At 69.1% G+C, this 21,822-nt stretch carries 20 protein-coding genes; 11 read left to right on the forward strand and 9 right to left on the reverse strand.

The window, feature by feature from the left end; translation table 11 throughout:
- Positions 1 to 100: 100 nt before the first annotated feature.
- From NX1_RS24445 to NX1_RS24455, 3 genes are all read left to right on the forward strand, one after another.
- Positions 101 to 484: a hypothetical protein gene (locus NX1_RS24445; RefSeq protein WP_157120020.1), complete on the forward strand. Its 384-nt coding sequence runs from the start codon at positions 101 to 103 to the stop codon at positions 482 to 484.
- 57 nt (positions 485 to 541) lie between these two features.
- Positions 542 to 1,249, forward strand: a complete 708-nt coding sequence (locus tag NX1_RS24450) for an esterase/lipase family protein (protein WP_068063763.1) — start codon at positions 542 to 544, stop codon at positions 1,247 to 1,249.
- A gap of 202 nt (positions 1,250 to 1,451) precedes the next feature.
- Positions 1,452 to 2,300, forward strand: coding sequence for an LLM class flavin-dependent oxidoreductase (locus NX1_RS24455; RefSeq protein WP_068063828.1), 849 nt, complete (start codon positions 1,452 to 1,454; stop codon positions 2,298 to 2,300).
- A gap of 48 nt (positions 2,301 to 2,348) precedes the next feature.
- Here NX1_RS24455 and NX1_RS24460 read toward each other — a convergent pair whose 3' ends face one another.
- Positions 2,349 to 3,542, reverse strand: a complete 1,194-nt coding sequence (locus NX1_RS24460) for a PucR family transcriptional regulator (RefSeq protein WP_068063765.1) — start codon at positions 3,540 to 3,542, stop codon at positions 2,349 to 2,351.
- Between the two features lie 178 nt (positions 3,543 to 3,720).
- Between NX1_RS24460 and NX1_RS24465 the strand changes: the two genes are divergently transcribed.
- The 3 genes from NX1_RS24465 to NX1_RS24475 all read left to right on the forward strand — a co-directional run bounded on the left by NX1_RS24465 (position 3,721) and on the right by NX1_RS24475 (position 8,757).
- The gene (locus NX1_RS24465; protein ID WP_245668661.1) at positions 3,721 to 5,286 is read left to right on the forward strand and encodes a GMC family oxidoreductase; all 1,566 of its coding nucleotides are present in this window, start codon (positions 3,721 to 3,723) and stop codon (positions 5,284 to 5,286) included.
- A complete protein-coding gene (locus tag NX1_RS24470) occupies positions 5,286 to 6,983 on the forward strand; it encodes an aldehyde dehydrogenase family protein (protein ID WP_068063770.1) in 1,698 nt (565 codons plus the stop codon). The genes NX1_RS24465 and NX1_RS24470 overlap by 1 nt, the downstream gene beginning before the upstream one ends.
- Before the next feature lie 115 nt (positions 6,984 to 7,098).
- Positions 7,099 to 8,757, forward strand: a complete 1,659-nt coding sequence (locus NX1_RS24475; RefSeq protein WP_068063832.1) for a long-chain fatty acid--CoA ligase — start codon at positions 7,099 to 7,101, stop codon at positions 8,755 to 8,757.
- Here NX1_RS24475 and NX1_RS24480 read toward each other — a convergent pair.
- A complete protein-coding gene (locus tag NX1_RS24480; protein WP_373864909.1) occupies positions 8,754 to 9,503 on the reverse strand; it encodes an HAD-IA family hydrolase in 750 nt (249 codons plus the stop codon). The genes NX1_RS24475 and NX1_RS24480 overlap by 4 nt on opposite strands.
- Before the next feature lie 283 nt (positions 9,504 to 9,786).
- Between NX1_RS24480 and NX1_RS24485 the strand changes: the two genes are divergently transcribed.
- The gene (locus NX1_RS24485; protein ID WP_068063777.1) at positions 9,787 to 10,989 is read left to right on the forward strand and encodes a lipase family protein; all 1,203 of its coding nucleotides are present in this window, start codon (positions 9,787 to 9,789) and stop codon (positions 10,987 to 10,989) included.
- A gap of 121 nt (positions 10,990 to 11,110) precedes the next feature.
- Positions 11,111 to 11,701 (forward strand): QsdR family transcriptional regulator, encoded by a 591-nt coding sequence (locus NX1_RS24490; RefSeq protein WP_068063782.1) that lies wholly within the window; start codon positions 11,111 to 11,113, stop codon positions 11,699 to 11,701.
- A gap of 369 nt (positions 11,702 to 12,070) precedes the next feature.
- On the opposite strand, the gene NX1_RS24495 is transcribed toward NX1_RS24490, so the two are convergent.
- The 7 genes from NX1_RS24495 to NX1_RS24525 all read right to left on the reverse strand — a co-directional run bounded on the left by NX1_RS24495 (position 12,071) and on the right by NX1_RS24525 (position 19,883).
- Positions 12,071 to 13,012, reverse strand: a complete 942-nt coding sequence (locus NX1_RS24495) for an alpha/beta hydrolase (RefSeq protein WP_068063786.1) — start codon at positions 13,010 to 13,012, stop codon at positions 12,071 to 12,073.
- Positions 13,013 to 13,139: 127 nt separating this feature from the next.
- A complete protein-coding gene (locus NX1_RS24500; protein WP_068063789.1) occupies positions 13,140 to 14,474 on the reverse strand; it encodes a lipase family protein in 1,335 nt (444 codons plus the stop codon).
- A 180-nt stretch (positions 14,475 to 14,654) separates the two neighbouring features.
- A complete protein-coding gene (locus tag NX1_RS24505) occupies positions 14,655 to 15,290 on the reverse strand; it encodes a TetR/AcrR family transcriptional regulator (protein ID WP_245668662.1) in 636 nt (211 codons plus the stop codon).
- A gap of 10 nt (positions 15,291 to 15,300) precedes the next feature.
- A complete protein-coding gene (locus NX1_RS24510) occupies positions 15,301 to 16,794 on the reverse strand; it encodes a flavin-containing monooxygenase (RefSeq protein WP_068063792.1) in 1,494 nt (497 codons plus the stop codon).
- Positions 16,791 to 17,648 (reverse strand): SDR family NAD(P)-dependent oxidoreductase, encoded by an 858-nt coding sequence (locus tag NX1_RS24515; RefSeq protein ID WP_068063794.1) that lies wholly within the window; start codon positions 17,646 to 17,648, stop codon positions 16,791 to 16,793. The genes NX1_RS24510 and NX1_RS24515 overlap by 4 nt, the downstream gene beginning before the upstream one ends.
- A complete protein-coding gene (locus NX1_RS24520; RefSeq protein ID WP_068063796.1) occupies positions 17,632 to 18,540 on the reverse strand; it encodes an alpha/beta fold hydrolase in 909 nt (302 codons plus the stop codon). Before NX1_RS24520 ends, NX1_RS24515 begins: the two co-directional genes overlap by 17 nt.
- Positions 18,537 to 19,883, reverse strand: a complete 1,347-nt coding sequence (locus tag NX1_RS24525) for a cytochrome P450 (RefSeq protein ID WP_068063799.1) — start codon at positions 19,881 to 19,883, stop codon at positions 18,537 to 18,539. The genes NX1_RS24520 and NX1_RS24525 overlap by 4 nt, the downstream gene beginning before the upstream one ends.
- Before the next feature lie 168 nt (positions 19,884 to 20,051).
- Between NX1_RS24525 and NX1_RS24530 the strand changes: the two genes are divergently transcribed.
- The 3 genes from NX1_RS24530 to NX1_RS24540 form a co-directional block, all read left to right on the forward strand.
- Positions 20,052 to 20,402, forward strand: a complete 351-nt coding sequence (locus tag NX1_RS24530; protein ID WP_068063802.1) for a hypothetical protein — start codon at positions 20,052 to 20,054, stop codon at positions 20,400 to 20,402.
- Positions 20,403 to 20,528: 126 nt separating this feature from the next.
- Positions 20,529 to 20,948, forward strand: coding sequence for a YciI family protein (locus NX1_RS24535; protein WP_068063805.1), 420 nt, complete (start codon positions 20,529 to 20,531; stop codon positions 20,946 to 20,948).
- Between the two features lie 15 nt (positions 20,949 to 20,963).
- The coding region (locus tag NX1_RS24540) for an RNA polymerase sigma factor (protein ID WP_068063807.1) at positions 20,964 to 21,822 on the forward strand (859 nt) is incomplete at its 3' end.

Here is a 21,822-nt window from a genome sequence, read left to right on the forward strand (position 1 = left end):
CGGCGCTTTATGTCTCCGATAAGGAGACCGATGGGCGGCCGCCATACGATCGGTGTTCGACGGTGGGCATCGGATCCATCGGCACAGTGGGTGGGAAATGATGAAACGACTTCTGTTTACGCTGCTGGCTTCTGGTGTCGCGCTGGCGGCGGGTGCGGGGACGGCGCAGGCCGAGTCCTACTCGAACTCGCACTCGGGCAGCTGCTCCGACACGGTGGACGGGTGGGGCTACTTCTACGCCTACACGTACCAGTACGCCTACATCAGCAACAACAAGATCGAGAGCGAGAGTCACAGCTTCAGCTTCAGCGGATTCCTCGAAGGTGGCGAGGATGCCGAGCTGCTGAAAGGGAAGGATCGCAAGTGGTTGATCTACCGCAGCGGTGATTTCGATCTGGCCGTCCCGTATGTCTCGCACGCGGGCCTGTTCGCGAGGGACAACCGCGATCGAGACAACGACTGGGTGCAGCTCTGCGACTATTAGCCGCCTAGTGTGTCGGCTACTGTCCCCATCGACATCCCGCCTCGAGGAAGCAGGTCGATGGACGCGGTACGCAGGATTCTCACCCTTCTCGTTCCGGTCGTGGTGTGTCTCGGCCTCGCCGGACCGGCGGCCGCCGCCCCCGCGGCCGATCCCGTCCTGGTGATCGGCGGATTCGACGCGAACGTCGGCAAGCTCGAGACCCTGCGGGAGTGGTTGACCACGCGCGGCTACACCGCCTACGCGATGGTGCTGCCCGGCGAACCTTCCGCGACCGCGGCGCTGGCCGACTCGGCTCGCGCCGTCGCCGACAAGGTCGCTGCGATCCGCCGCGAAACCGGTTCGGCGCGAGTAGATCTCGTCGGTCACTCGATGGGTGGACTCGCCCAGCGCCACTACGTCAAGTTCCTCGACGGGCGCGCGTCGGTGGGCAGCTACATCGATATCGGCACGCCAGAGAACGGCGAAACGCTCGCCCTGTTGTGCGCCCCGTTCTATCCGGGTTGCCGCGATCTGAGCCCGGGGTCGCCATTCCTCACCGCGCTGAACGCCGCACCGGCGCTTCCCCCGGATCTGCCCGCCTACCATCTGTTCTCCGAGGACGCGGGCGCGGAGCGGGAACCGCTGCCCGGCGCGACGAACGCGAGCGTGCAATCGTTCTGCCCCGGTCGCCGGGTATCCCACGCCGACGAACCGATCGACGCGGCTGTGCGGCAGCTGATCGACGCCGCCTTGCGGGGTGACCCGCTGACCACCGACTGCCCATGAACCGAACGACAGTGCTTGCCGCGCGGCTTGTTTCGCCAGTCCACCCTTCCGATTTGTGCATCGCGATCGCCGAATCTATAGTGGCCGTAATCCGATTGGTGCTCACCAGAAGTACAGCCGCAGAATGGGAGCCCACGCCGGCATGATGCCGGTCGATGGAGTGGGCGGCAGATTTTGCCCACCCATTTTCCTGGAGGAATCCATGCATATCGGACTCGGATTGCCGATCTCCGACCCCGTCGTTCTGCTCGATTGGGCTCGCCGCGCCGACGCGGGACCGTTCTCTACGCTCGGCCTGCTCGATCGCCTCGTCTACGACAACCCCGAACCGCTGGTCGCGCTGTCGGTCATCGCGGGTGCGACCACCCGCGTCAACGTGCAGACCGAGGTGCTGCTCGCCCCGCTGCGCGACACCACGCTGCTCGCCAAACAGGTCGCGACACTGGACCGCATGTCCGGCGGCAGGCTGGTGCTCGGACTCGGCGTCGGCGGCCGCGCCGACGATCACCTCGCTTCCGGTACCGAGCTGCGCGGCCGAGGCCGCCGGATGAACGAGCAACTCGCGCAGCTGCGCGACCTGTGGTCCGGCGAGCCGTTCGGCGCCGAGTGCGGCCCGATCGGCCCGGCGCCCGTCCGTCCGGGCGGGCCGCCGATCCTCTTCGGCGGTTTCAAGCCCGCCGCGCTGGAACGCATCGCCCGCTGGGGCGACGGATTCCTTTCCGCGGTCCCGCCGCACTGGGCCGGTGACCTCTTCGACGCCGTTCGCAAGTCCTGGCACGACCACGGCCGCAGCGGCGAACCGCGCATGGTCGCCCAGGTCAACGTCGCCCTCGGACCGCAGCATGTGGTCGACGACGCTCGCGCGGCCATCGGCGCCTACTACGAGTTCAGCGGCTGGGCCGACAACATGGTGTCCGGCCTGCGCATCACGCCCGACGAGATCCGCACGACGATAAAGCAATTCGCCGATCTCGGCGCCGACGAGGTGATGCTGTACTGCTACGGCTCCGATCCCGGGCAGGTCGACCGCATCGCCGATCTGATCGGCTGACCCCGTGATATCCGGGTCCGCGGATCGTTGTCGGCGGACCCGGAATGCTCAGGACCGGTCGAGCCCGATGAGCCGCACGGCCGTCAGCGCGATGTAGAGCTCGGCGGCCGACTTCGGATCGGAGCAGCGGCGGTCGGTGAGGGTTTCGATGCGGCGCAGCCGGTAGTGAATGGTGTTGCGGTGGTAGTGGAGACGTTGCGCCACTTCGGTATTGGAGCCACCGCATTCGAACCACAGGGCGAGCGTGTCGAGAAGCGTGTCGCGTTCCTCGGCGGGCAGCTCGAGAACGGGCCCGAGCACGTCGTCGGCGAGCTGGTGCGAGGCGGACGGAGCGTGCGCGAGCACCAGCGGAATGGGCGTGTTGCCGTAGACGGTGACCGTGGCGGCGCCGGGCGGTGCGCAGCGGCCCGCCAGTTCGGCCTCGCGCAGCGCGATGCCCGCGTGCCCCGCGGTCGTGAAGGTGCGGCTCACGCCGATGCGGCCGGTGGCGTGGTCCCTGAGCCGGTCGAGCACCCGGTCCTGCACGCGCGCGGTGGCCAGATTGAGCAGGCCGATGCGGGCGCCCGCCTCGGTGATCCAGATCGATTCGATGAATTCGGCGCGGAGCCGGTCCTCCAGGCCGAGCAGCGGCGCCAGCGCTTCGGGATCGGCCTCGGCGTGCACCACGAGGAAGCTGCCGAGCGGAGGCAGGTGCAGCGCGCGGGCGATGTCGCGCTGGGTCGGGTCGTTGGCGTCCCCGCTGAGTAGCTTGCGCAGCAGCGCTCGGCGCTCGGAGTCGTCGCGGCGAACTCGCTCGGTGAGATAGTCGCCGTACGCCTCGGCCGCCGCGCCCGAGTAGTCGTCGATGATCCGCCACATCTCCGAACCGAGCTGCGGCAGGACATCGAGGTTGGTCCCGGTCGACGCTTTCAGCGCGCGTTCCCACAGCAGCCGCCCTGCCAAACGGTAGGCGTGTAGCACCGCGGCCAGCGGCACGCCGAGCTCGGCTTTGACCCGACCCACCACGGTGGCCGGCTGTAGCCTTCGCCCCAAATTCCCGGAGAGCTGGCCGAGCACCGAGACGAGGTTGTCGCGGACGACGAGCCCCAGCTCGGCATCGGTGAGCGCCGTCGATTCCGCGTACGCGTGATCGCCGGTGCGGATGCGGCCGACGAGCTCGGCGGTGAGGTCGTCGACCTCGGCGAGCAGGGTGAGTGCCACGGCGGCGGAATCGTTCGTCGGCGGCTCGATCAGCGCGGTCATGGGTTCGATGGTAGGCATTCGCTCTGGATGGTGACTGTGCTGGCGCACAGTCGGGTGGACGGGATCGGCAAACTCGCGCACATGGTGGGCGGCTGCCTCCGGCCCGCACTATCGACTGCGACAGTGACCGGGGTCATAGCGCCCCGGTCCGATGATGCTATCGAGAGAGGTGCCGACCGTGTACGACTACGTCGTCGTAGGCGCGGGATCCGCCGGATCCGTGCTGGCCAATCGATTGTCCGAGGACCCGCGGGTGCGGGTGGCCGTGATCGAGGCCGGTCCGCAGGATACCGCCGAGGAGATCCACCTGCCGGTCGGCTTCCCTTCGCTGTTCAAGAGCCCACTCGACTGGGATTACGACACCGAGCCCGAACCCGGTCTCGGTCTGCGCCGCGCCTACCTGCCGCGCGGGCGCGTGCTCGGCGGGTCGAGCTCGATGAACGCGATGATCTACATCCGCGGGGCGCGTGCCGACTACGACGGCTGGGCCGCGGGCGGCGCCGACGGATGGAGTTACGACGAGGTCCTCCCGTACTTCCTGAAGGCGGAGGACAACGAACGAGGCAAGGACGCCTACCACGGCGTCGGCGGACCGTTGTCGGTGAGCGAGAGCCGATCGGAGCATCCGCTGGGCGAGGCGTTCCTGCTCGCCGCCGAACAGGCGGGCCACACGCGCAACGACGACTTCAACGGCGCCACGCAGCTCGGCGTCGGCCGCTACCAGGTGACCCAGCGCAACGGCATGCGATGCAGCGCCGCCGTCGGCTATCTGCACCCGGCCGCGTCGCGTCCCAACCTGACCGTGATCACCGACGCGCTCGCGCACCGGGTGGTATTCGAGAACGGCCGCGCGACCGGCGTGGTCATCGGCCGTAACGGAAGCACGGAAGAGATTCGCGCCGACCGCGAGGTGGTGCTGGCCGCGGGCGCCTATGGATCGGCGCATTTGCTGCTGCTGTCGGGCGTCGGCCCGGCCGAACAGCTGGCGGCCTTCGGCATCGAGACGGTCCGCGATCTGCCGGTAGGGCAGAACATGCAGGACCACCTGTCGGTGTTCCTCAACTACCGCACCGATCGCGAGTCGCTGATGACCGCGCTCACCCCGGAGAACCTCGGTCTGCTGCAGGAAGCGGGTCGCGGGCCGCTGACCTCCAACGTCGGCGAGGCGGGCGGATTCATCGAGACCCGCGCCGGTCTCGCCGGTCCGGACATCCAGTTCCACATGGCGCCGGTGCTCTTCCACGGCGAAGGTCTCGGCGCCGCGACCGAGCACGGGTACGCGTTCGGCCCCTGCCTGGTGAATCCGACCAGCCGCGGCGAACTCACCCTGCGTTCCGCGGCGCCTGGCACGGCGCCGCGGATCCGGCACAACTACCTCGGCACCGAAGCCGACCGGCAGAGCGTGATCGCCGGTCTGCGCAGCGCGCTCGAGATCGCCGATCAGCCCGCACTGCGTGAGCTCACCACCGGCGAATTCGCCACTCCCGCCGGTGATTCCGACGCCGAGCTGCTCGATTTCGCGGCCCGCACCGGGCAGACGCTCTACCACCCGACCTCGACCTGCGCCATCGGCGCCGTCGTCGACCCGCGCCTGCGCGTGCTCGGCTTGCGCGGTCTGCGCGTGGTCGACGCCTCGGTCATGCCGTCGGTCGTCCGTGGCAACACCAACGCGCCCACGATCATGATCGGCGAGAAGGCCGCCGACATGATCCGCGAGGACGCCGATTCGGAAGGAAACAAGTAATGACCACCACCGTGACGGCAACCGTCGAGGCCGCCGTCGCCGCGCTACGGCGCGGTGAGATCGAGTGGGCGCGAACCTCGCTGTCCTCTCGTAGGCAGCTGCTCGACCAGATCCACGCCAATACCGCGCGGTACGCGCAGGAGTGGGTCGAGACCGCCGCGGGCATCAAGAAGCTGCCGCTCGACTCGCCTCTGCTGGGTGAGGAATGGGTCACCGGACCGTACTCCCTGCTGACCGGGGCCGCGGCGCTCGCCGAATCGCTCCTGGCGCTGGAGGAAGGGCGCAGTCCGGTCGACGGATACCCGATCCGCCCCGCGCCCGGCGGCCGCACCGCCGTCGAGGTGTTCCCGCACGGCATCTTCGACGCGTTGCTGCTCAATGGTTTCAGCGCCGAAGTCTGGTCGCGGCCCGGCGTCGACGCCGAAACGGTGCGTGCTCGCGCCGGTCTGGGCCAGCGCACGCCGACGGGTACCGGCGGCATCGGCGTCGTGCTCGGCGCGGGCAACATCTTCTCGATCGCCCCGCTGGACGTGCTGTACCAGCTCTACGCGGACAACCGGGTGGTGGTGCTGAAGCTCAACCCGATCACCGATCCGCTGCTGCCGGTGCTGGAGAAGATCTTCGCCCCGGCGATCGAGAGCGGTTTCGTCCGGGTGGTCACCGGCGGCGCCGACGTGGGCTCGGCGTTGGTGCACCACCCAGATGTGAACGCGGTGCACATGACCGGCAGTGCGCTCACCCACGACGCCATCGTCTTCGGCACCGGCGCCGAGGGTGAACGGAACAAGGCGGCGGGCACGCCCCAGCTGAACAAGCCCATCACCAGTGAGCTCGGCGGCGTCTCGCCCACCATCGTGGTGCCGGGCCGCTGGTCGAAGGCGGACCTGCGTTTCCAGGCCGAGCACCTGGCCACGCAGCGACTGCACAACAACGGGTACAACTGCGTCGCCGCGCAGGTCGCGGTGATCTCCGCGGACTGGCCGCAGAAGGAACAGTTCCTCGACGAACTGCGCGCGGCGCTCGGGCGTGCGCCGCAACGGCCGGACTATTACCCGGGATCGGCGGACCGCGTCGCGTCCGCGCGCCGGACCTATCCGCAGGCGCAGGCGATCGGCGCACGCACGTTCATCGAGGGCCTGTCGCCGGATCGGCGCGAACCCGCGCTGCACACCGAATACTTCGCCCCGGTGCTCGGCGTCATCGAACTGCCCGGCGACCCGGCCGCGTTCCTGGCGCGGGCGGTGCAGGTGTGCAACGACGAATTCGAGGGCACGCTCGGCGCGAACATCATCGCCCACCCCGCCAGCCTCGAGCGGTTGGGCGAGCGGTTCGACAAGGCCGTGACCGATCTGCGCTACGGCACCATCGCCATCAACGCCTGGACCGGTCTCGGCTACCTCACCGCCCGTGCGTCGTGGGGCGCCTTCCCCGGACACACCCTGGCCGACGTCCAGAGCGGCATCGGCGTCGTGCACAACGCCTTGCTGATCGCCGAACCGGAGCGAACCGTGGTCCGCGGTCCGTTCCGACCCGCCCCGCGGTCGCTGCTGCACGGCGAGTTCAGCCTGTCGCCGAAGCCGCCGTGGTTCGTCACCAACCGCACCGGCGCCACGACCCTGCGGCGTCTGACCGATTTCGCGAAGAACCCACGCGTCGCCGCCCTGCCGTCGATCTTCGCTTCCGCGCTGCGCGGCTGACCACACCGCTGAGCCCGGGCCTGCTTCGTCGGCCCGGGCTCACCGGCGCGCCCGTCGGCCGGCATTCTCCGAGAAAGACCAGTACCCGATGACCTACCACGACTACGACCTGCCGATGCCGAGCACCATGCAGGACGAACCGCTTTCCCTGGCGACTCTGCTGCGCTACGCCACCACCGTGCACGCCGATGCCACCGTCCGCACCTGGACCGGCAGCGAGTCGCGCGTCATGACCTACCGCGAACTCGGCGAGCGCGCGGCCCAGCTCGCCCACGCGCTGACGGCGCTCGGCATCGGCCGCGGCGACCGGGTGGGCACGTTCATGTGGAACAACAACGAGCACCTCGTCGCCTACTGCGCCGTGCCCGCCATGGGCGCGGTGCTGCACACCCTCAACATTCGTCTTTTCCCGGACCAGATCACCTACGTGGCCGACCACGCGGCCGACCAGGTGGTGATCGTCGACGGATCGCTCACGCCCGCCTTCGCGGAGGTGCTGCCGCGGCTGCGCACCGTCCGCCACGTCATCGTCGCCAACGGTGACGCGTCGGCGCTGCCCGCACCCGAAGGCGTCGCGGTGCACGAACTCGACACTCTGCTCGCCGCGTATCCGGCTACGTTCGACTTCCCCGTGCTCGACGAGCGGTCCGCCGCAGCGATGTGCTACACCTCCGGCACCACCGGAGACCCGAAGGGCGTCGTCTACTCGCACCGATCGAATTGGTTGCACTCCATGCACGCGTGCACCGCCGATGGCATGGGCATCAAATCGGGGGACCGGGTGCTGGCGATCGTGCCCATGTTCCACGCCAACGCCTGGGGCCTGCCCTACGCGGCGCTGATGGTGGGCGCCTCGCTGGTGATGCCCGACCGATTCCTGCAGCCGTCGCCGCTGCTCGAGCTCATGGCGGCCGAGCGCCCCAGTTTCGCCGCCGCAGTGCCGACCGTGTGGAACGGCGTGCTCGCCGCGGTCGACGCCGCCCCGCAGGACCTCGGTCATCTGCGGGCGGTCGTGGTCGGCGGCTCGGCCGTGCCGCCCCAGCTGATGCGGGCCTTCGAGGACCGCCACGGAGTGCGCATCGTTCAGGCCTGGGGCATGACCGAGACCTCGCCGCTCGGCTGCGTCGCGTGGCCGCCCCATGACGCCGAGGGCGAGACGGCCTACGCCTACCGGATCACACAGGGCCGCTTTCCCGCTCCGGTGCAGGCACGGCTCGTCGGCGACGACGGCGCTGAGCTGCCGCACGACGGAAAAGCGGTGGGCGAATTGGAGGTTCGCGGCCCTTGGATCACCGCCTCCTACTACTCGCCGGACGCGGGCGCGGTCGGCTCCGGCGCGTTCCGCGACGGCTGGCTGCGCACCGGCGACGTCGGCACCATCACCCCCGACGGCTACCTGACCCTGGTGGATCGGGCCAAGGACATCATCAAGTCCGGCGGCGAATGGATCTCGTCGGTGGAACTGGAGAACGCGATCATGGCGCATCCCGATGTCGTCGAGGCGGCGGTGTTCGGGGTCCCCGACGAGAAGTGGGACGAGCGCCCCGTCGTCGCCGCCACGTTGCGCGCCGGGGCCGAGGCCGACGCGGAGGCGCTGCGCGCGTTCCTGGTGGGCAAGGTGGCGAAATGGCAAGTGCCGGAACGCTGGACATTCCTGCCCGAGGTGCCCAAGACCAGCGTCGGCAAGTTCGACAAGAAGGTACTGCGCGCCCGTTACGCGGCCGACGAACTCGCTGTCGTCGTCTCGAATCCCGGTGTCGTGCGGGCGAACTAACGGTAGGAGCGCCGACGCCGCCAGAACCAGTCCGTCGCGGGCGGCGTCGGCGGCAAAAGCGGGAAGACGCCGAAGCGCGTGGCGAGTTCCTCGGCGGTCGTGCCTGCACTGCCGTGCACGATGCCCTCGATCCCCACGCGCTTGGCGCCTTCGATGTTGTGCGGCAGGTCATCGATCATGACCGCCTCGTGCGGTTCGATCTCGAGCCGCTCGCAGGCCATCTCGTAGAACGCCCGCGACGGTTTGCGCGCGCCGACCTCCGCCGAGACGACGGAAGCATCGACCAGCTCGGTGAGGTCGACGTCGTCGTAGCGCCCGAGGGCGAGCGAGTTGGATACCAGCGCGACCGGGTGGCCCGCGGCCTTCAGACCCGCGATCAGCGCGATCATCTCCCGGTCGGGCTCCAGCTCGGACCGGATGCGCCGCAGCAAGCCCTCGGGCTCGACGCCGCCGCCACCGTGCTCGGTCAACGCGGCGGCCAGCACGGCCTCGAACTCTTCGTCGGCCCGCACGCCGGATTCGAGTTCGGCACGCGCGGTGCGGACGCGCGGATCGAGGGTGAACAGGCGGATCGGGAGACCCGGGTCGACGCCGATCTTGGCTCCGAAAGCGCGGAATCCGGCGAGAACGCTCGTCGTCATGACGCCGGCGAAGTCGACGAGAATCGCTCTGCGCCGCTGTTTTTCTCGGTCGATTGGTCTTCTTCTTTCTGCGGTACTGCTCGGCCTCTGGCGTCTGGGGGGAATCGGTGGGCCAGGGCATGCCGGAAGCGCTCCGATCGCGGAGTCCGGCGCCCGAAATTACCTGAATCTGACATCGACGTCAAGTATGTCGTGAGTCACGTCCGCGGTGAGATGTGCGGCTGTGTCGGTGGTTTATACGCCCGCTCTCCGAGATGTACAAGTATTGTGAAACAGTTCGCCCAGGTGTTTCATGACGAGGTCAGGGCGCCTCGCGCCGGACGGGTCGGCACCGCCTTCCCCCACGCGACGCCCACCATCGGCGTGAGCCGTGATCTCGAGGAGAACCATGAAACGAAGCAGGCGAAAGCTCCATCGCCGCAACCGATTCGCCGCGTTGGCGGTCGTCGTGCTGGTCGGCGCTCTCGCGCACGTCACCGGTGCGGGCCCGTCGGCGGGTGAGGAGGGCGCCGGCGCCGGGCGTCCTGGTGACCTGGCCGGCGTCGAGCCGTACACCTTCCGTGTGCTGCCGGCGCTTCCCACCCCGACGCGAGCGTGGAAGATCTTCTACCACTCGACCGACGCAACCGGCAGGCCCGACGTCGTCTCCGGCACCGTCATCGTGCCCGAGGACGGTCGGACCGGAACCCGTCCGCTGATCACCTACGCGGTGGGCACCGTCGGGATAGGCGACCAGTGCGCGCCGTCGGCCACCCTCGCCAGGGGCGCCACCCTCGAGGCGCCCGCGATCGTCCAAGCGCTCGAGCGCGGCTGGGCCGTCGTCATCACCGACTACCCGGGTCTCGGCACGCCCGGCGATCACACCTACCTCGTCGGCCGCGCCGAGGGAAACGCGGTGCTGGACGCGGCCCGCGCCGCGCAGCGGCTGCCCGAGGCGCAGAGCGAGGGCATCACGACCGGCTCGCCGGTGGGCATCATGGGCTACTCCCAGGGCGGTCATGCCAGTGCGTGGGCCGGTGAGCTGGCCCGTGAATACGCGCCCGAACTGCAGGTCAAGGGCGTCGCCAGCGGTGGGGTGCCCGCCGATGTCCTGAAGGACGCACTCGACAAGAAGGGACAGGAAGGAGGCAATGTCGGACTGTCGATGATGATCGCCATCGGGCACGACGCCGCCTACCCCGAACTGAAGCTGGATTCGTACCTGACGGCGGATGGGCGCGCGCTCGTCCAGAAGGTGCGCGGCGGCTGCGTGCTGGAGAACGTCGTCGCCGGCCAGGGGAAGACACGTGCGGACCTCTTCGCGCGCAATCCGATCGATGCGCCGGAATGGCAACGGCGCCTCGGGGAGGACCGCCTCGGGACCAAGGCACCCGGCGCCCCGGCGTACCTCTACCACGGCACCACCGACGAGGTCGTGGCCTACGGCCTCGGTGAGCGGCTCCGGTCCGACTGGTGCGCGCTCGGCGCCTCCGTCCAGTGGCAGACCTACCCGCTGGCCGGGCACGGACCGGCCGCCATCGCGGGCGGCGGGCCCGCGATGGACTGGCTCGCCGATCGGCTGGAAGGCAGGCCCGCCCAAGGCAATTGCTGACCGTATGCGCACGAACGCGGGAGGGTGCGCCGCGCCGCGTCGCACCCTCCGCGACTCGCCTCGACGGACCAACGGCGTGCGGATTCCGGCGGGCGGGTGCGATGCGCTTACGGTAGGAGCTATGCCGGTGGGACGCGACGACATCATTCGGTACGCGGCGACCGCGATCGAGGAGGGCAAACGCCTCGATCTCGGTGTGCTCGCGGCCGAACTGCACATCTCGCGAGTGACGTTGTTCCGGCGTGTCGGCAACCGCGAGCAGCTGCTCAGCGAGGCGCTGTGGTGGTTGAACGAGCGCAGCCTGGAGTCCTCCATCGGCCGCTGGCACCGTGCGAACGGAGACGCCGTGCGCGGCAAGGACGGAGCGCTGCGCAGCATGTGGATCGCGACCGATCACGCGGCGCGGACAGGACGCGACACCGGTTTTCAGAAGCTGCTCGACGACGAGCCGATCGCGGCGATCCGTGCGTTGACGGATCCGGAGGGTGCGGTGCAACCGCGGATGATCGCCGCCCTCACGGATTTGCTGGAACGCGATGTGCGGGAAGGCGGCCTGCGGCCGTCGGTGGAGCTGAGCACGCTCGCGTTCGCGGTGGTCCGGCTCAGTGAATCCGTGTTGTACGCCGACCTTCTCGCGGGTCGGCAATCGAACATCACCACGGCTTCCACGCTGGTCAACGCCCTGGTCGAAGGGGTGCTCCGGGTTGACTGAATCGCGTCTGCCCTACCGGTCGCCGGGGCCGCGCGCCGGGAGCGAGAGCAAGGCCGCACGAGCGACTCGGTTGTGCGCTGGTCAGCGGACGACGCGGAACAATGCGCCGCAGAGTGATTCATCGACCACACCCGGCGGTCGTGTCGTCGGACGAGGCGCGCCATGGGCCCACCTCTGCGAGCTATGTGACCTGCGCGGGGAAGCACGTTTCTCTGTAGGTCCTGACGCAACGACGGCCCCGGCGGGCGCCGGGGCCGTTGGCTGTCCATTCCGTTGCTGCGGAATGATTTCCGAGTGCTGAACGTCGATCACTCAGGGTGGCGATGCGGCGCGGCCCGGAGCGATCCGATTGCCTGGCGGCGGAGCGGGTCAGGCGCCGACCGATGACAGCAGCATCGGCAGCGCGTTCTGCATCTGCGCCCGCCACGCGTCCCAGTCGTGGCCGTGGCCGGGGACGTATCGCTCGTCGACGGTGGCGCCGAGCTGTTGCAGCCGGTCGACGAAGCGGTAATTCTGTTCGTAGACGGCCGATTCGACGGCGCCGTTGTTCCCATAGGAGACGAACAAAGGCTTGCCGGTGAGCCGCTCGGCCTGGCTGTAGGGATTGTTCTGTTCCCAGATCTCGCGCTGGGCCGGGATGTTGTAGTCGCCCCAGACGCGCTTCCAGTCCGCGCCGCAGCCCTGGCCCGGCTTGTCGGGGTCGCCGGGCGCGCCCGAGGCGTGCAACGGGTCGACATTGCCGCTGAACGAGGCCGCGGAGCGGAACCAGCCTTGGTATTCGGCGGCGAACTTCATGGCCCCGAGCCCGCCCATGGAGTTGCCCGCCACGGCGCGCGTGGTGTTCGCCTTGTACCCGGTCTCCAGGATGGTGCGCACGTCCTCGAGGAGGTACTTCTCCCAGGCGGGCGCGCCCAAGGAGTTGTTGTTGTACCAATCGGAATACGCACTGCACCAGCTGGTTTCGGGCAGCACGAAGATGGCGTTCTTGCCGGCGGTGAGCGCTTCGAGATCACCCTTGTCGGTCCAGGACTTGTGGTCGTCGAGGCCGCCGTGCAGTACCCACACCGTCGGCCAGGTGCGGTTCGCGTCCTTGGACCAGCCGGGCGGCAGCAGCAAGCGGACGACCTTGACCGACCAGTCGGGGCCTTCCAAGTTGGGGGAGGAGATGCCGATGTCGAGGATGCGGTCGCTCACCCGCGCCTCCCAGCGCACGATGCCCGCTGCCGCCGCGGTGGTGCTGGGGACGAAAGTGAGTGCGACACCGGCCAATACGGTGACGATCGCCAGGGCGATTCTGATCGGTCCGGGCACGGGGAATCCTTTCGGTACGAGCCGTCGCAGGGGAAGGTAGTCGACTACCCGGTTCTGCGAATAACAGTGTTCGTGAAACTGTGAACACTCACCAGACGCGAATTCCTGTGGCGCTCGGCACCCGAACTCAGCTACCGGGGAATCCCGGCGGAAGCGGTTGGAAAGCCGCGTTGAACTTCGGCCCCGGCGCGAGTCCCCGGAGCAGCGCGCTCGTCCAGGCGACGGCGGGAATCCAGCCGGTCACCGCGTTGACGATGTGCTCGGGCATCGGCACCGTGTAGAAGCGCAGATCCGCGCCGCGCTCCCAATAGGATTCGACCGTCGGCAGCACCGCCGAGGGCGGGATCAATTCGTCCCACATACCGTGCCACCAGAGGATCGGCGTGTCGGGAACGTGCTTGCCGAGGCTGTTCTCGGCGAGCACACGCAGGATCTCCGGCGAGGTCTCCAGCGACTTGCCGGGCTGGTAGTACTCGCTGACCGGACGGTACGCGCCGGTGAGGGCGGCGGTGTACACGCAGCGGTTCTGCAGATCGGCGACGATCGCCTGCCCCTCCGGGGTGAGCAGTTCGTCGACCCGGAACACCTCCGGATATTCCTTGGCGAACGAGGCCAGCCCCAGCCACATCGTGAAGCTGCTGGTTCCGGTGAGTCCCGGCTGTCGCACGGTCGCGTACCGGGCCAGCTCCACCAGGTCGCCGGGTGTGCCGCCGATGGCGGTGCCGAGCAACCGCACGTCGGGGGCGTAGCCGGCGCGCAGCTCTGCGGCGCGCAGCGATCCGGAGCCGCCGCCGGAGTACCCGTACAGCGCGATGCCGGAATCGGCGAGTCCGAGGGCCGGGTCGTTCTTCAGCGCGCGCAGGCTGTCGAGGACCATCTTGCCCTCGTCGTAGGTGTTGAACGTATTGAATTCGCCGTCGAAGTCGGGCACATTCAACGCGAAGCCCTGTGCGAGCCAATACTGCGCCAGCGCGGTCTCTTTCATCGTTCCGGCCTGCAATGTGTAGGACGGGTTGCACGCCGAATCGGTGGAGTCGATCGCCTCCTGGAACGACAGCACCGGGCGCGGACTGCCTTGCCATGGAATACCCGGGACGAGCACGCTCGTCGCGGTGACGATCGGGTTGTCGTGGATGTCGTTGGTGCGGAAGAGGATCTGCTCGGTGTAGACCGGGAAAGGAATGCCGAGCAGCCGGGTCTGCACCTCCCTGGTACGCACGATCTGGCCGGGCTGGTAGTCGGCCAGGTCCGGCGGATCGTTGTACCACGGGTCGCGGTCCGGCGGGAGGATCGGCAGCATGTCGTACAACTGCGGCTCCGACGGCAGTCGCGGCAACTGATTCTGATCCGGCGGAAACGCGGGCGGAAACACCGGTTCCGCGGCGACGACACCCGCGCCGAGCGTCGTCAAGCACACCGACGAATACACCGCAAACAGCTGCCGAAGCAGGCTCTTCCTCATCGAAGCGTCCGTTCGTTCGACCGGCCGTCTGGGTCACGGCCGCCACGAGGACCATTCCACGCGAGAAATCGGCGGCTGCCTACCGCCAGACCGACAGGTCCGCCGCCGCGTCTCTTGTGCATGTGCACAAAGGCGCAGCGTGCGCCGCGGATGGACGGCGTCGAGAAGCGGCGGACGGTGCTAGTCGCGGCCCTCGGGTTCGTAGCGCGGGCCGAGCAGGGCGATAGCGGTCTCCACGGCCACCTCGGCGATATCGGCGATGTCCTCGCCGTCCTCCACGGTGGATGCGATGAGTTCGCGGAAGCCGCCGTACAGGATGGTGGCCGTCTTCCGCGTCGCGGGATGGACGCCAGATGCGCCGAATTCCGGTGTCGCGGAGAGGTTCTGGATCAAGGCGATGAACGCGTCCGCGGCATCGCGGTGCAGTTGCCGCGCGTCCTCGCCGAGCGCGGGGGTGTCGCGAATCCAGGCGAGGGTGATCGTCCGGTCGGTCTTCGACGCGCTGAGCCACGCCTCGATGGCCTGGCGGACCTGTGTCCGCCACGGCGCCTCCGTATCGACGGCGTCGTAGATCTGGCGGATGGTCTGGTTGTTCCGCTCGGTCAGCAGCGCGATGAAGCAATCCTGCTTGCTGGCGAAGTGCTCGTAGAAGGTCCGCCGCGAGGTGCGCGCGGCACGGACCACGTCGGCCACCGTGGCGTCGCGGTAGCCGCGCTCCCGCACCGCGTCCGCCATCGCGTCGAGCAGCCTGCGCCGGAATCCGGATTCCGGCGCAGGCTGGGCGGCGGTGGTGGGGACGGGCTCGGCACGGGTCACATCGACCAGGTTAGTGACCAGCGGGTCCCGCCAGCACCTCGGAGTCGGCGCTGCGCGGCGTCGCTCGCCCGAACCGGATGGTTCCGTCCGCGATCCGGCCGTGGCGCAGGGTGAGCACGTCCTGGGCGTAGTTCATGCCGAGCCGCCACGGCGCCCGCGACCCCGCCTTCGGGAACCGGTCCAGCGAACGCAGGACATAACCGGCCTGGAAATCCAGCAGCGGTCTCGCGTCGATCGCCGGGTCGGGCACGGGCACACAGTGGTCGAAACCGTGTGTATCCATGTGCCGCAACAGTCGGCAGACGTATTCGGCGACCAGATCGGCCTTCAACGTCCACGACGCGTTCGTGTAGCCGATGGTGAACGCGAAATTCGGCACCCCGCTGAGCATCATGCCCTTGTAGGCCATGGTCTGCGGCAGCGGAACCTCCCGCCCGTCGACGGCGAGCCGGATGCCGCCGAGAGCGAGCAATTGCAGACCCGTCGCGGTCACCACGATGTCGGCCTCGACTTCGGTGCCCGAGGCCAGCAGCAGCCCGCGCTCGGTGAACCGGTCGATCCGGTCGGTGACGACCGACGCGCTGCCGTCACCGATCGCCCGGAACAGATCGGCATCGGGCACCAAGCACAGCCGCTGATCCCACGGACCGTAGGTCGGTTTGAAGTGGACGTCCACCTCGTAGCCCGCCGGCAGCTGCTTCACGGTCTGCGCACGAATGAATTTTCGCATCATCGCGGGCCGCCGCTGGCTGAGCTGATAGATGAGCGTGCCGATGACCACGTTCTTCCACCGGGTGATCGTGTAGGCGCGCCGGTCGCCGAGCAGCGCACGCAGCCGAGTCGCCACGGCGTCCACGGTCGGGACGGACATGATGTAGGTGGGGGAGCGCTGCAGCATCGTCACGTGCGCGGCGGTGCGGGCCATGGCCGGGACCAGCGTCACCGCCGTTGCGCCGCTGCCGATCACGACGACGCGCTTGCCTTCGTGGTCCAGATCCTCGGGCCAGTGCTGCGGGTGCACGACCCGGCCGCGGAAATCCTCGATGCCCTCGAACTCGGGGGTGAAGCCGCTGTCGTAGCGGTAGTAGCCGCCGCAGACGTACAGATACGAGCACGTCATGGTGATCGTGGCCCCGTCGTGTTCGACGGTGAGCGTCCAGCGCGCCGTACCACTGTCCCAGGACGCGTCGACGACCTTGTGCCCGAAGCGGATTCGCCGGTCGATGCCCGCTTCGGTCGCGGTCGCGCGCACGTAGTCGAGAATCGCGGGCCCGTCGGCGATGGCCTTGGCGTCGGTCCACGGACGGAAGCGGTATCCGAGGGTGTGCATATCCGAATCCGAGCGCACGCCCGGGTAGCGGAACAGATCCCAGGTGCCGCCGATCGCCTCGCGCGCCTCGAGCACGAGGTACGCGCGGCCGGGAAACGTGGTCTGTAGGTGGTGCGCCGCGCCGATGCCGGACAAGCCCGCGCCGACGATCACCACGTCGAGATGGTCGCTCATGCCCGCGCCTGCTTCCGTCCCCTGGCGCGCAGCGTTCGTTCGAGCAGCCCGATCACGGCGAAATAGTGGGTGGGCGTCACCCGGGCCAGCGTGTCGAAGAGGTAAGCGTCCGGACCCACGAGGATCCGAGCCTTGCCCTGTTCGACACCGCGCCGGATGACATCGGCCGCCTTATCGGGCGAGGTCAGCGTGACCGCTTCGAATTCGGCCGCCATCTGCTCCTTGCTGCGCCCGCGCCCCTCGGGATCTCTGCGCACCCTGGCGTTTCGCGCGATATTCGTGGTGATGCCACCCGGATGCACCGTCACCGCCGAGACACCGGTGCCCCGAAGTTCCTGGCGCAGTGCGTCGGTGAATCCGCGGACCGCGAATTTCGCCGCGCAGTAGGCGCTTTGGTTCGGCATGCCGACCAGTCCGAACACGCTCGACGTATTGACGATCACGCCGCTGTCCTGCTCGACGAGCAGCGGCAGGAAAGCGCGCGTGCCGTTGACCACGCCGTCGAAGTTGATCCGGCGCAACCATTCGTCGTCTTCGGCGTCCGCGTCGAGCACCGACGAGGACACCGCGACGCCCGCGTTGTTGAACACCGCCGCCAGGGGCGCGGTGAGCCAGTCCCGGACCTCGTCGGCGAAGGCCCGCTGATCGGCCGCGTCGGTGACGTCGAGCACCCGGGTGAGGACGGGCCCGGCAAGCGACGCGGCGGTCTCCTTCAATCCCGCCGCGTCGATGTCGGCGATGGCGACCGGGGACCCGCGGTGCGAGAGATGGTGGGCGAGTGCGCGTCCGATGCCGGAGGCGGCGCCGGTGATCATCGCCGGGTGGCCGGACAGTGGCCTAGCTTTTCGGGGCATCGGTGCTCCTGGTGGCTGCGGTGCGGATGTGGTCGTCGACGAGGTCGGCGAGCGCGGGCCAGACGCCCTCCGGCAGGTCGTGGCCCATGCCGGTGAGCGTGTGCAGGCGGGCGCCCGCGATGGCAAGCGCGGTGACGGCGCCGCCGCTCGGGGCCACCATCAGGTCGCGATCGCCGTGCAGCACCAGCGTCGGCGCGGTCACCGCGCCCAGTTCGCGGGTCCGGTCGCCGGACGCCATGATTCCCGCGAGCTGGCGGGCGACTCCGGCCGCGGGCCGCGGATCGCGATCCCAGGCGAGGGCCGCCGCCGCCCGCACCGCGGCCTCGTCGAACGGGTAACCCGCCGACCCGATGTGCCGGAACATGCGGACCGCGGCCTCCACGTGCTCGGCGCGGGTGCGCGCCGGTTTGCCGAACATCCGCCGCCACGTCGAGAGCGCGGGGCGGCCGACGCGCGGGGCGCCCGTCGTGGACATGATGGAGGTCAGCGAGGCCACCCGCTCGGGATAGCGTGCGGCGACGGTCTGCGCGATCATGCCGCCCATCGACACGCCGACCAGGTGCGCGGCGTCCATGTCGAGCGCGTCGAGCAGACCGGCGGTGTCGGCGGCCATGTCGCCGAGCCGGTACTGAGCGGGATGCCATCGCTTGCGCAAAAAGCCGATCGGACTCGGCGGCGGGAAGGAGCAGTGCGTGGACTGGCCGACATCGCGGTTGTCGAAGCGGAGCACCGGATGCCCGCGTTCGACGAGCAGACGGCACAGACCGTCCGGCCACGAGTGCATCTGCTGGCCGAGTCCGGCGATCAGAACGATCGGCGTGCCGTCCGCATCGCCGAGGCGCTGGTAGGCGAGGCGGATATCGCGGCCGACGTCGACGAGACCCTCGATCATGCCGTCACCTCGGCGGCCCGCGCGTCGGCGGAAACGGCGGGGCGCGACGTTCGCCTGCGCACGACCGCGCGGCCCTTCTTGGCCGGAACCAGCGCAACGCCTCGGAAGTGCGTGCGCTCGTCCGGCGCGTCGGTAGTCTCCAGCGTGAAATCCCTGAGCAGCGTGCGCAGCACGACGTTCATCTCCATCGTGGCGAAGGCCGCGCCGATACAGCGCCGCGAACCGCCGCCGAACGGAATCCAGGTGAAGGTGCCTGGCCGCACGCCGACGAACCGGTCCGGGTCGAAGGTGCGCGCCCTCGGGAAGAGCTCCTCGTTGTCGTGCATCAACCGGATGCTCACCAGTACTCGCTGGCCCTTCGGGAGCGTCCAGCGCCCCAATGACATCGTCTCCGCGCGCACCTGGCGTCCGGTCGCGTCGACCACGGGACGGACGCGCTGCACCTCGAGCAAGGTCGCCTCGCGCAACTCCGAGCCGCCCGCGTCGACCTCGGCGACCAAGCGCCGCAACACCTCCGGATGCCTGCGCAACCGCTCCACGGTCCAGGCCAGCGTGGTCGCGGTGGTCTCGTGCCCGGCGGTGAGCAGGGTGAGCAGTTCGTCGGCGATCTCGCTGTGGGTCATCGCGGAGCCGTCGTCGTAGCGGGCCTGCAACATCATCGACAGCACGTCGTCGCGGTCGGCGAGATCGGGGTCGGCGGCGGCGCGGGCGATGAGTCGCCCGACGATCTCGTCGTAGTTCTCGCGGTACGCGGTGAAGCGGGACCACGGCCCGTAACGGCCGAGGAACCCGCGCGGCACCGGCACGGCGGCCAGCGCGGAGGCGACGAGAACCAGCCGGGGCAGCAGGGCGCGCAGTTCCTCGAACTCCCGGCCCTCGGCGCCGAAGACCGCGCGCAGGATGACGTTCAGGGTGATCCGCATCATCGAGTCCATCGTCGCGAACTCGACACCCGACGGCCAGGTCGCCAGCTCGCGTTCGGTTTCCTCCTCGACGAGCGTTTCGTACACCGCGAGCCGCCTGCCGTGGAAGGGCGGGGTGAGCAGCTTGCGCTGTTTGCGGTGCTCGGCGCCACTCAACGCGAAAAGCGAACCCGGACCGAGGAATTGGCCGAGGTTGACCTCGAAGTTGTCCGCGATGTCGCTGCTCGCGGTGAACAGCGCTTTGACCTCGGCGGGGTCGGAGATCACGACGGTCCGGCCGAATCGTGGTGCGTGGACCGTGAACGCGGCCCCGTATTTCCGGTGCCAATATCGCCAGGCGCGGGTCCGGCCCGCGAGGATCGCGACGTTCTGGACGAACGGCGGCGTTGACGGTCCTTCGGGCAGTTGCACTGTGCTCATGCGCCATCTCCCAGCGTGGTACTTCGGCGTACCACCCGCACGGTACGCGCATGTACCACGTGTGGCAAGGGTCACATCGATCGCCGAGGTGGCGCTGACCGAGAGCCAGGCCCCGGACGGCGCGTCGTTGACGAACAGGACGGTCTGGGCTCGGCACCATAGCTTGCTATGGGTGATCCGAGCTCGGAGCTGACTTATGTTGTCGAGATCTCGCTGCCGGGCCGATTGGACGAGCAGTGGTGGCGGGTCAGCAACACCGGCACGCCCGCGCAAACGGCGGCGGCGCTGTCCGAGCTGGCGACGCGGATCTACCGCGACCTGCTCGGGCCGGGCGCGGGCGGCCTGCATCGCGGCCGGTGCTGGTATCACTGCCTGGTGTGCGGGCCGGACGGCGCGGTGCTGGACGAGGTGGAGGGACTGGTGCAGGCGTTTCTGCTGTCGGGGGAGTTGCGGACGGTGTCGGCGACGATCACCTGGCGGGCGCGGCGCCTGCGTGTGGGGCGCAGGAAGGCCGACTGAATCGTCATATGCTGCCTCGCGACCGTCGAAAAAAAATCCGGCGCGGGTGTCGATCCGCCGTGATCCCCGTTCGACCTATGGGCGAGAGGGTCCGAGCGGGACCCGCACAGCACAGGGAGACAGACCATGAAGTACATGCTGATCATGCGCGCGACCGACGAGGCATGGGCGAGCATGGCCGACACCGATTTCGAGAAGATGCTCGAGACCATCGGCCGGTTCAACGACGAGATGATCCGGGCCGGTGTGCTGCTGGCCGCGGAGGGCCTCGACGACGCCGCCGAGGGTGTCGTCGTCGACCACTCCTCCGAGACGCCCGTCGTCACCGACGGCCCGTACGGCGAGACCAAGGAGTTGTTCGGCGGGTTCTACATTCTCAACGTGGCCTCGAAGGAGGAGGCCATCGAGTGGGCCAAGCGGGCGCCGCTGACCGGCCCCGGCCTCAAGACCGAAATTCGCAGGGTGACAACGATCGACGAGTTCCCGCAGGACAACGAGTGGATCCAGAAGGAGCGGGCGTGGCGCGAAGCCACCGGCCAGCTCTGACCGGGCCGACCGGCGATGGCCGACCATACCGGCCGTGAGGCCGTCGCCGCCGTGTGGCGGATCGAGTCGGCGCGGATCGTCGGCGCGCTCGCGCGCTATACCGGCGATTTCGCGCTGGCCGAGGACCTCGCCCAGGAGGCGCTGGCCGAGGCACTGGTGACCTGGCCGCGCGAGGGCGTGCCGCGCAATCCCGCGGGGTGGTTGCTCACCGTCGGCAAGCGCCGCGCGATCGACGCGTTCCGCAGGCGCTCCGCGCTCGATGAGAGGTACACCGCGCTCGCCCACGAACTCGGCGAGGGCGGCGCCGCCTCCGGGGGCGCGCCCGCCGCGCCCACCGAGGACGTGCTCTGGGACCCGGACCAGATCGATGACGACGTGCTCGCGCTGATGTTCATCTCCTGCCACCCGGTGCTCGCACGGGAGGCGCGGATAGCGCTCACCCTACGGGTGGTCGGCGGTCTCACCAGCGACGAGATCGCCAAGGCGTTCCTGGTGCCGACCGCAACCGTGCAGGCGAGGATTACCAGGGCCAAGAAGACGCTCGCCGCGGCCAGGGTGCCGTTCGTGGCGCCATCGGCCCAGGAACGGCGCGAACGGCTCGGGTCGGTGCTCAACGTGGTCTACCTGATCTTCACCGAAGGGTCGACCGCCAGCTCCGGTGACGATCTGATCCGGCTCGATCTGGCGAGCGAGGCGCAGCGCCTCGCGCGGGTGCTCGCCCACTTGGTGCCGAACGAACCCGAGGCCAACGGCCTGCTCGCGCTGCTCGAGCTGACCGCGGCGCGCTTCCCGGCGCGCACCGCGCCCGACGGCACGCCGGTCCTGCTCGAGCAGCAGGACCGGCGGCGCTGGGACCGCGCCGCGATTCGGCGTG

The organism is Nocardia xishanensis NBRC 101358 (assembly GCF_001613365.1).
Lineage (GTDB): Bacteria > Actinomycetota > Actinomycetes > Mycobacteriales > Mycobacteriaceae > Nocardia > Nocardia xishanensis.

Coding starts and splice junctions, on each gene's coding strand:
- NX1_RS24445 (WP_157120020.1), top strand. CDS start 101: ATGAAACGACTTCTGTTTACGCTGCTGGCTTCTGGTGTCGCGCTGGCG.
- NX1_RS24450 (WP_068063763.1), top strand. CDS start 542: ATGGACGCGGTACGCAGGATTCTCACCCTTCTCGTTCCGGTCGTGGTG.
- NX1_RS24455 (WP_068063828.1), top strand. CDS start 1,452: ATGCATATCGGACTCGGATTGCCGATCTCCGACCCCGTCGTTCTGCTC.
- NX1_RS24460 (WP_068063765.1), bottom strand. CDS start 3,542: ATGACCGCGCTGATCGAGCCGCCGACGAACGATTCCGCCGCCGTGGCA.
- NX1_RS24470 (WP_068063770.1), top strand. CDS start 5,286: ATGACCACCACCGTGACGGCAACCGTCGAGGCCGCCGTCGCCGCGCTA.
- NX1_RS24475 (WP_068063832.1), top strand. CDS start 7,099: ATGCCGAGCACCATGCAGGACGAACCGCTTTCCCTGGCGACTCTGCTG.
- NX1_RS24485 (WP_068063777.1), top strand. CDS start 9,787: ATGAAACGAAGCAGGCGAAAGCTCCATCGCCGCAACCGATTCGCCGCG.
- NX1_RS24490 (WP_068063782.1), top strand. CDS start 11,111: ATGCCGGTGGGACGCGACGACATCATTCGGTACGCGGCGACCGCGATC.
- NX1_RS24500 (WP_068063789.1), bottom strand. CDS start 14,474: ATGAGGAAGAGCCTGCTTCGGCAGCTGTTTGCGGTGTATTCGTCGGTG.
- NX1_RS24510 (WP_068063792.1), bottom strand. CDS start 16,794: ATGAGCGACCATCTCGACGTGGTGATCGTCGGCGCGGGCTTGTCCGGC.
- NX1_RS24515 (WP_068063794.1), bottom strand. CDS start 17,648: ATGCCCCGAAAAGCTAGGCCACTGTCCGGCCACCCGGCGATGATCACC.
- NX1_RS24520 (WP_068063796.1), bottom strand. CDS start 18,540: ATGATCGAGGGTCTCGTCGACGTCGGCCGCGATATCCGCCTCGCCTAC.
- NX1_RS24525 (WP_068063799.1), bottom strand. CDS start 19,883: ATGAGCACAGTGCAACTGCCCGAAGGACCGTCAACGCCGCCGTTCGTC.
- NX1_RS24530 (WP_068063802.1), top strand. CDS start 20,052: ATGGGTGATCCGAGCTCGGAGCTGACTTATGTTGTCGAGATCTCGCTG.
- NX1_RS24535 (WP_068063805.1), top strand. CDS start 20,529: ATGAAGTACATGCTGATCATGCGCGCGACCGACGAGGCATGGGCGAGC.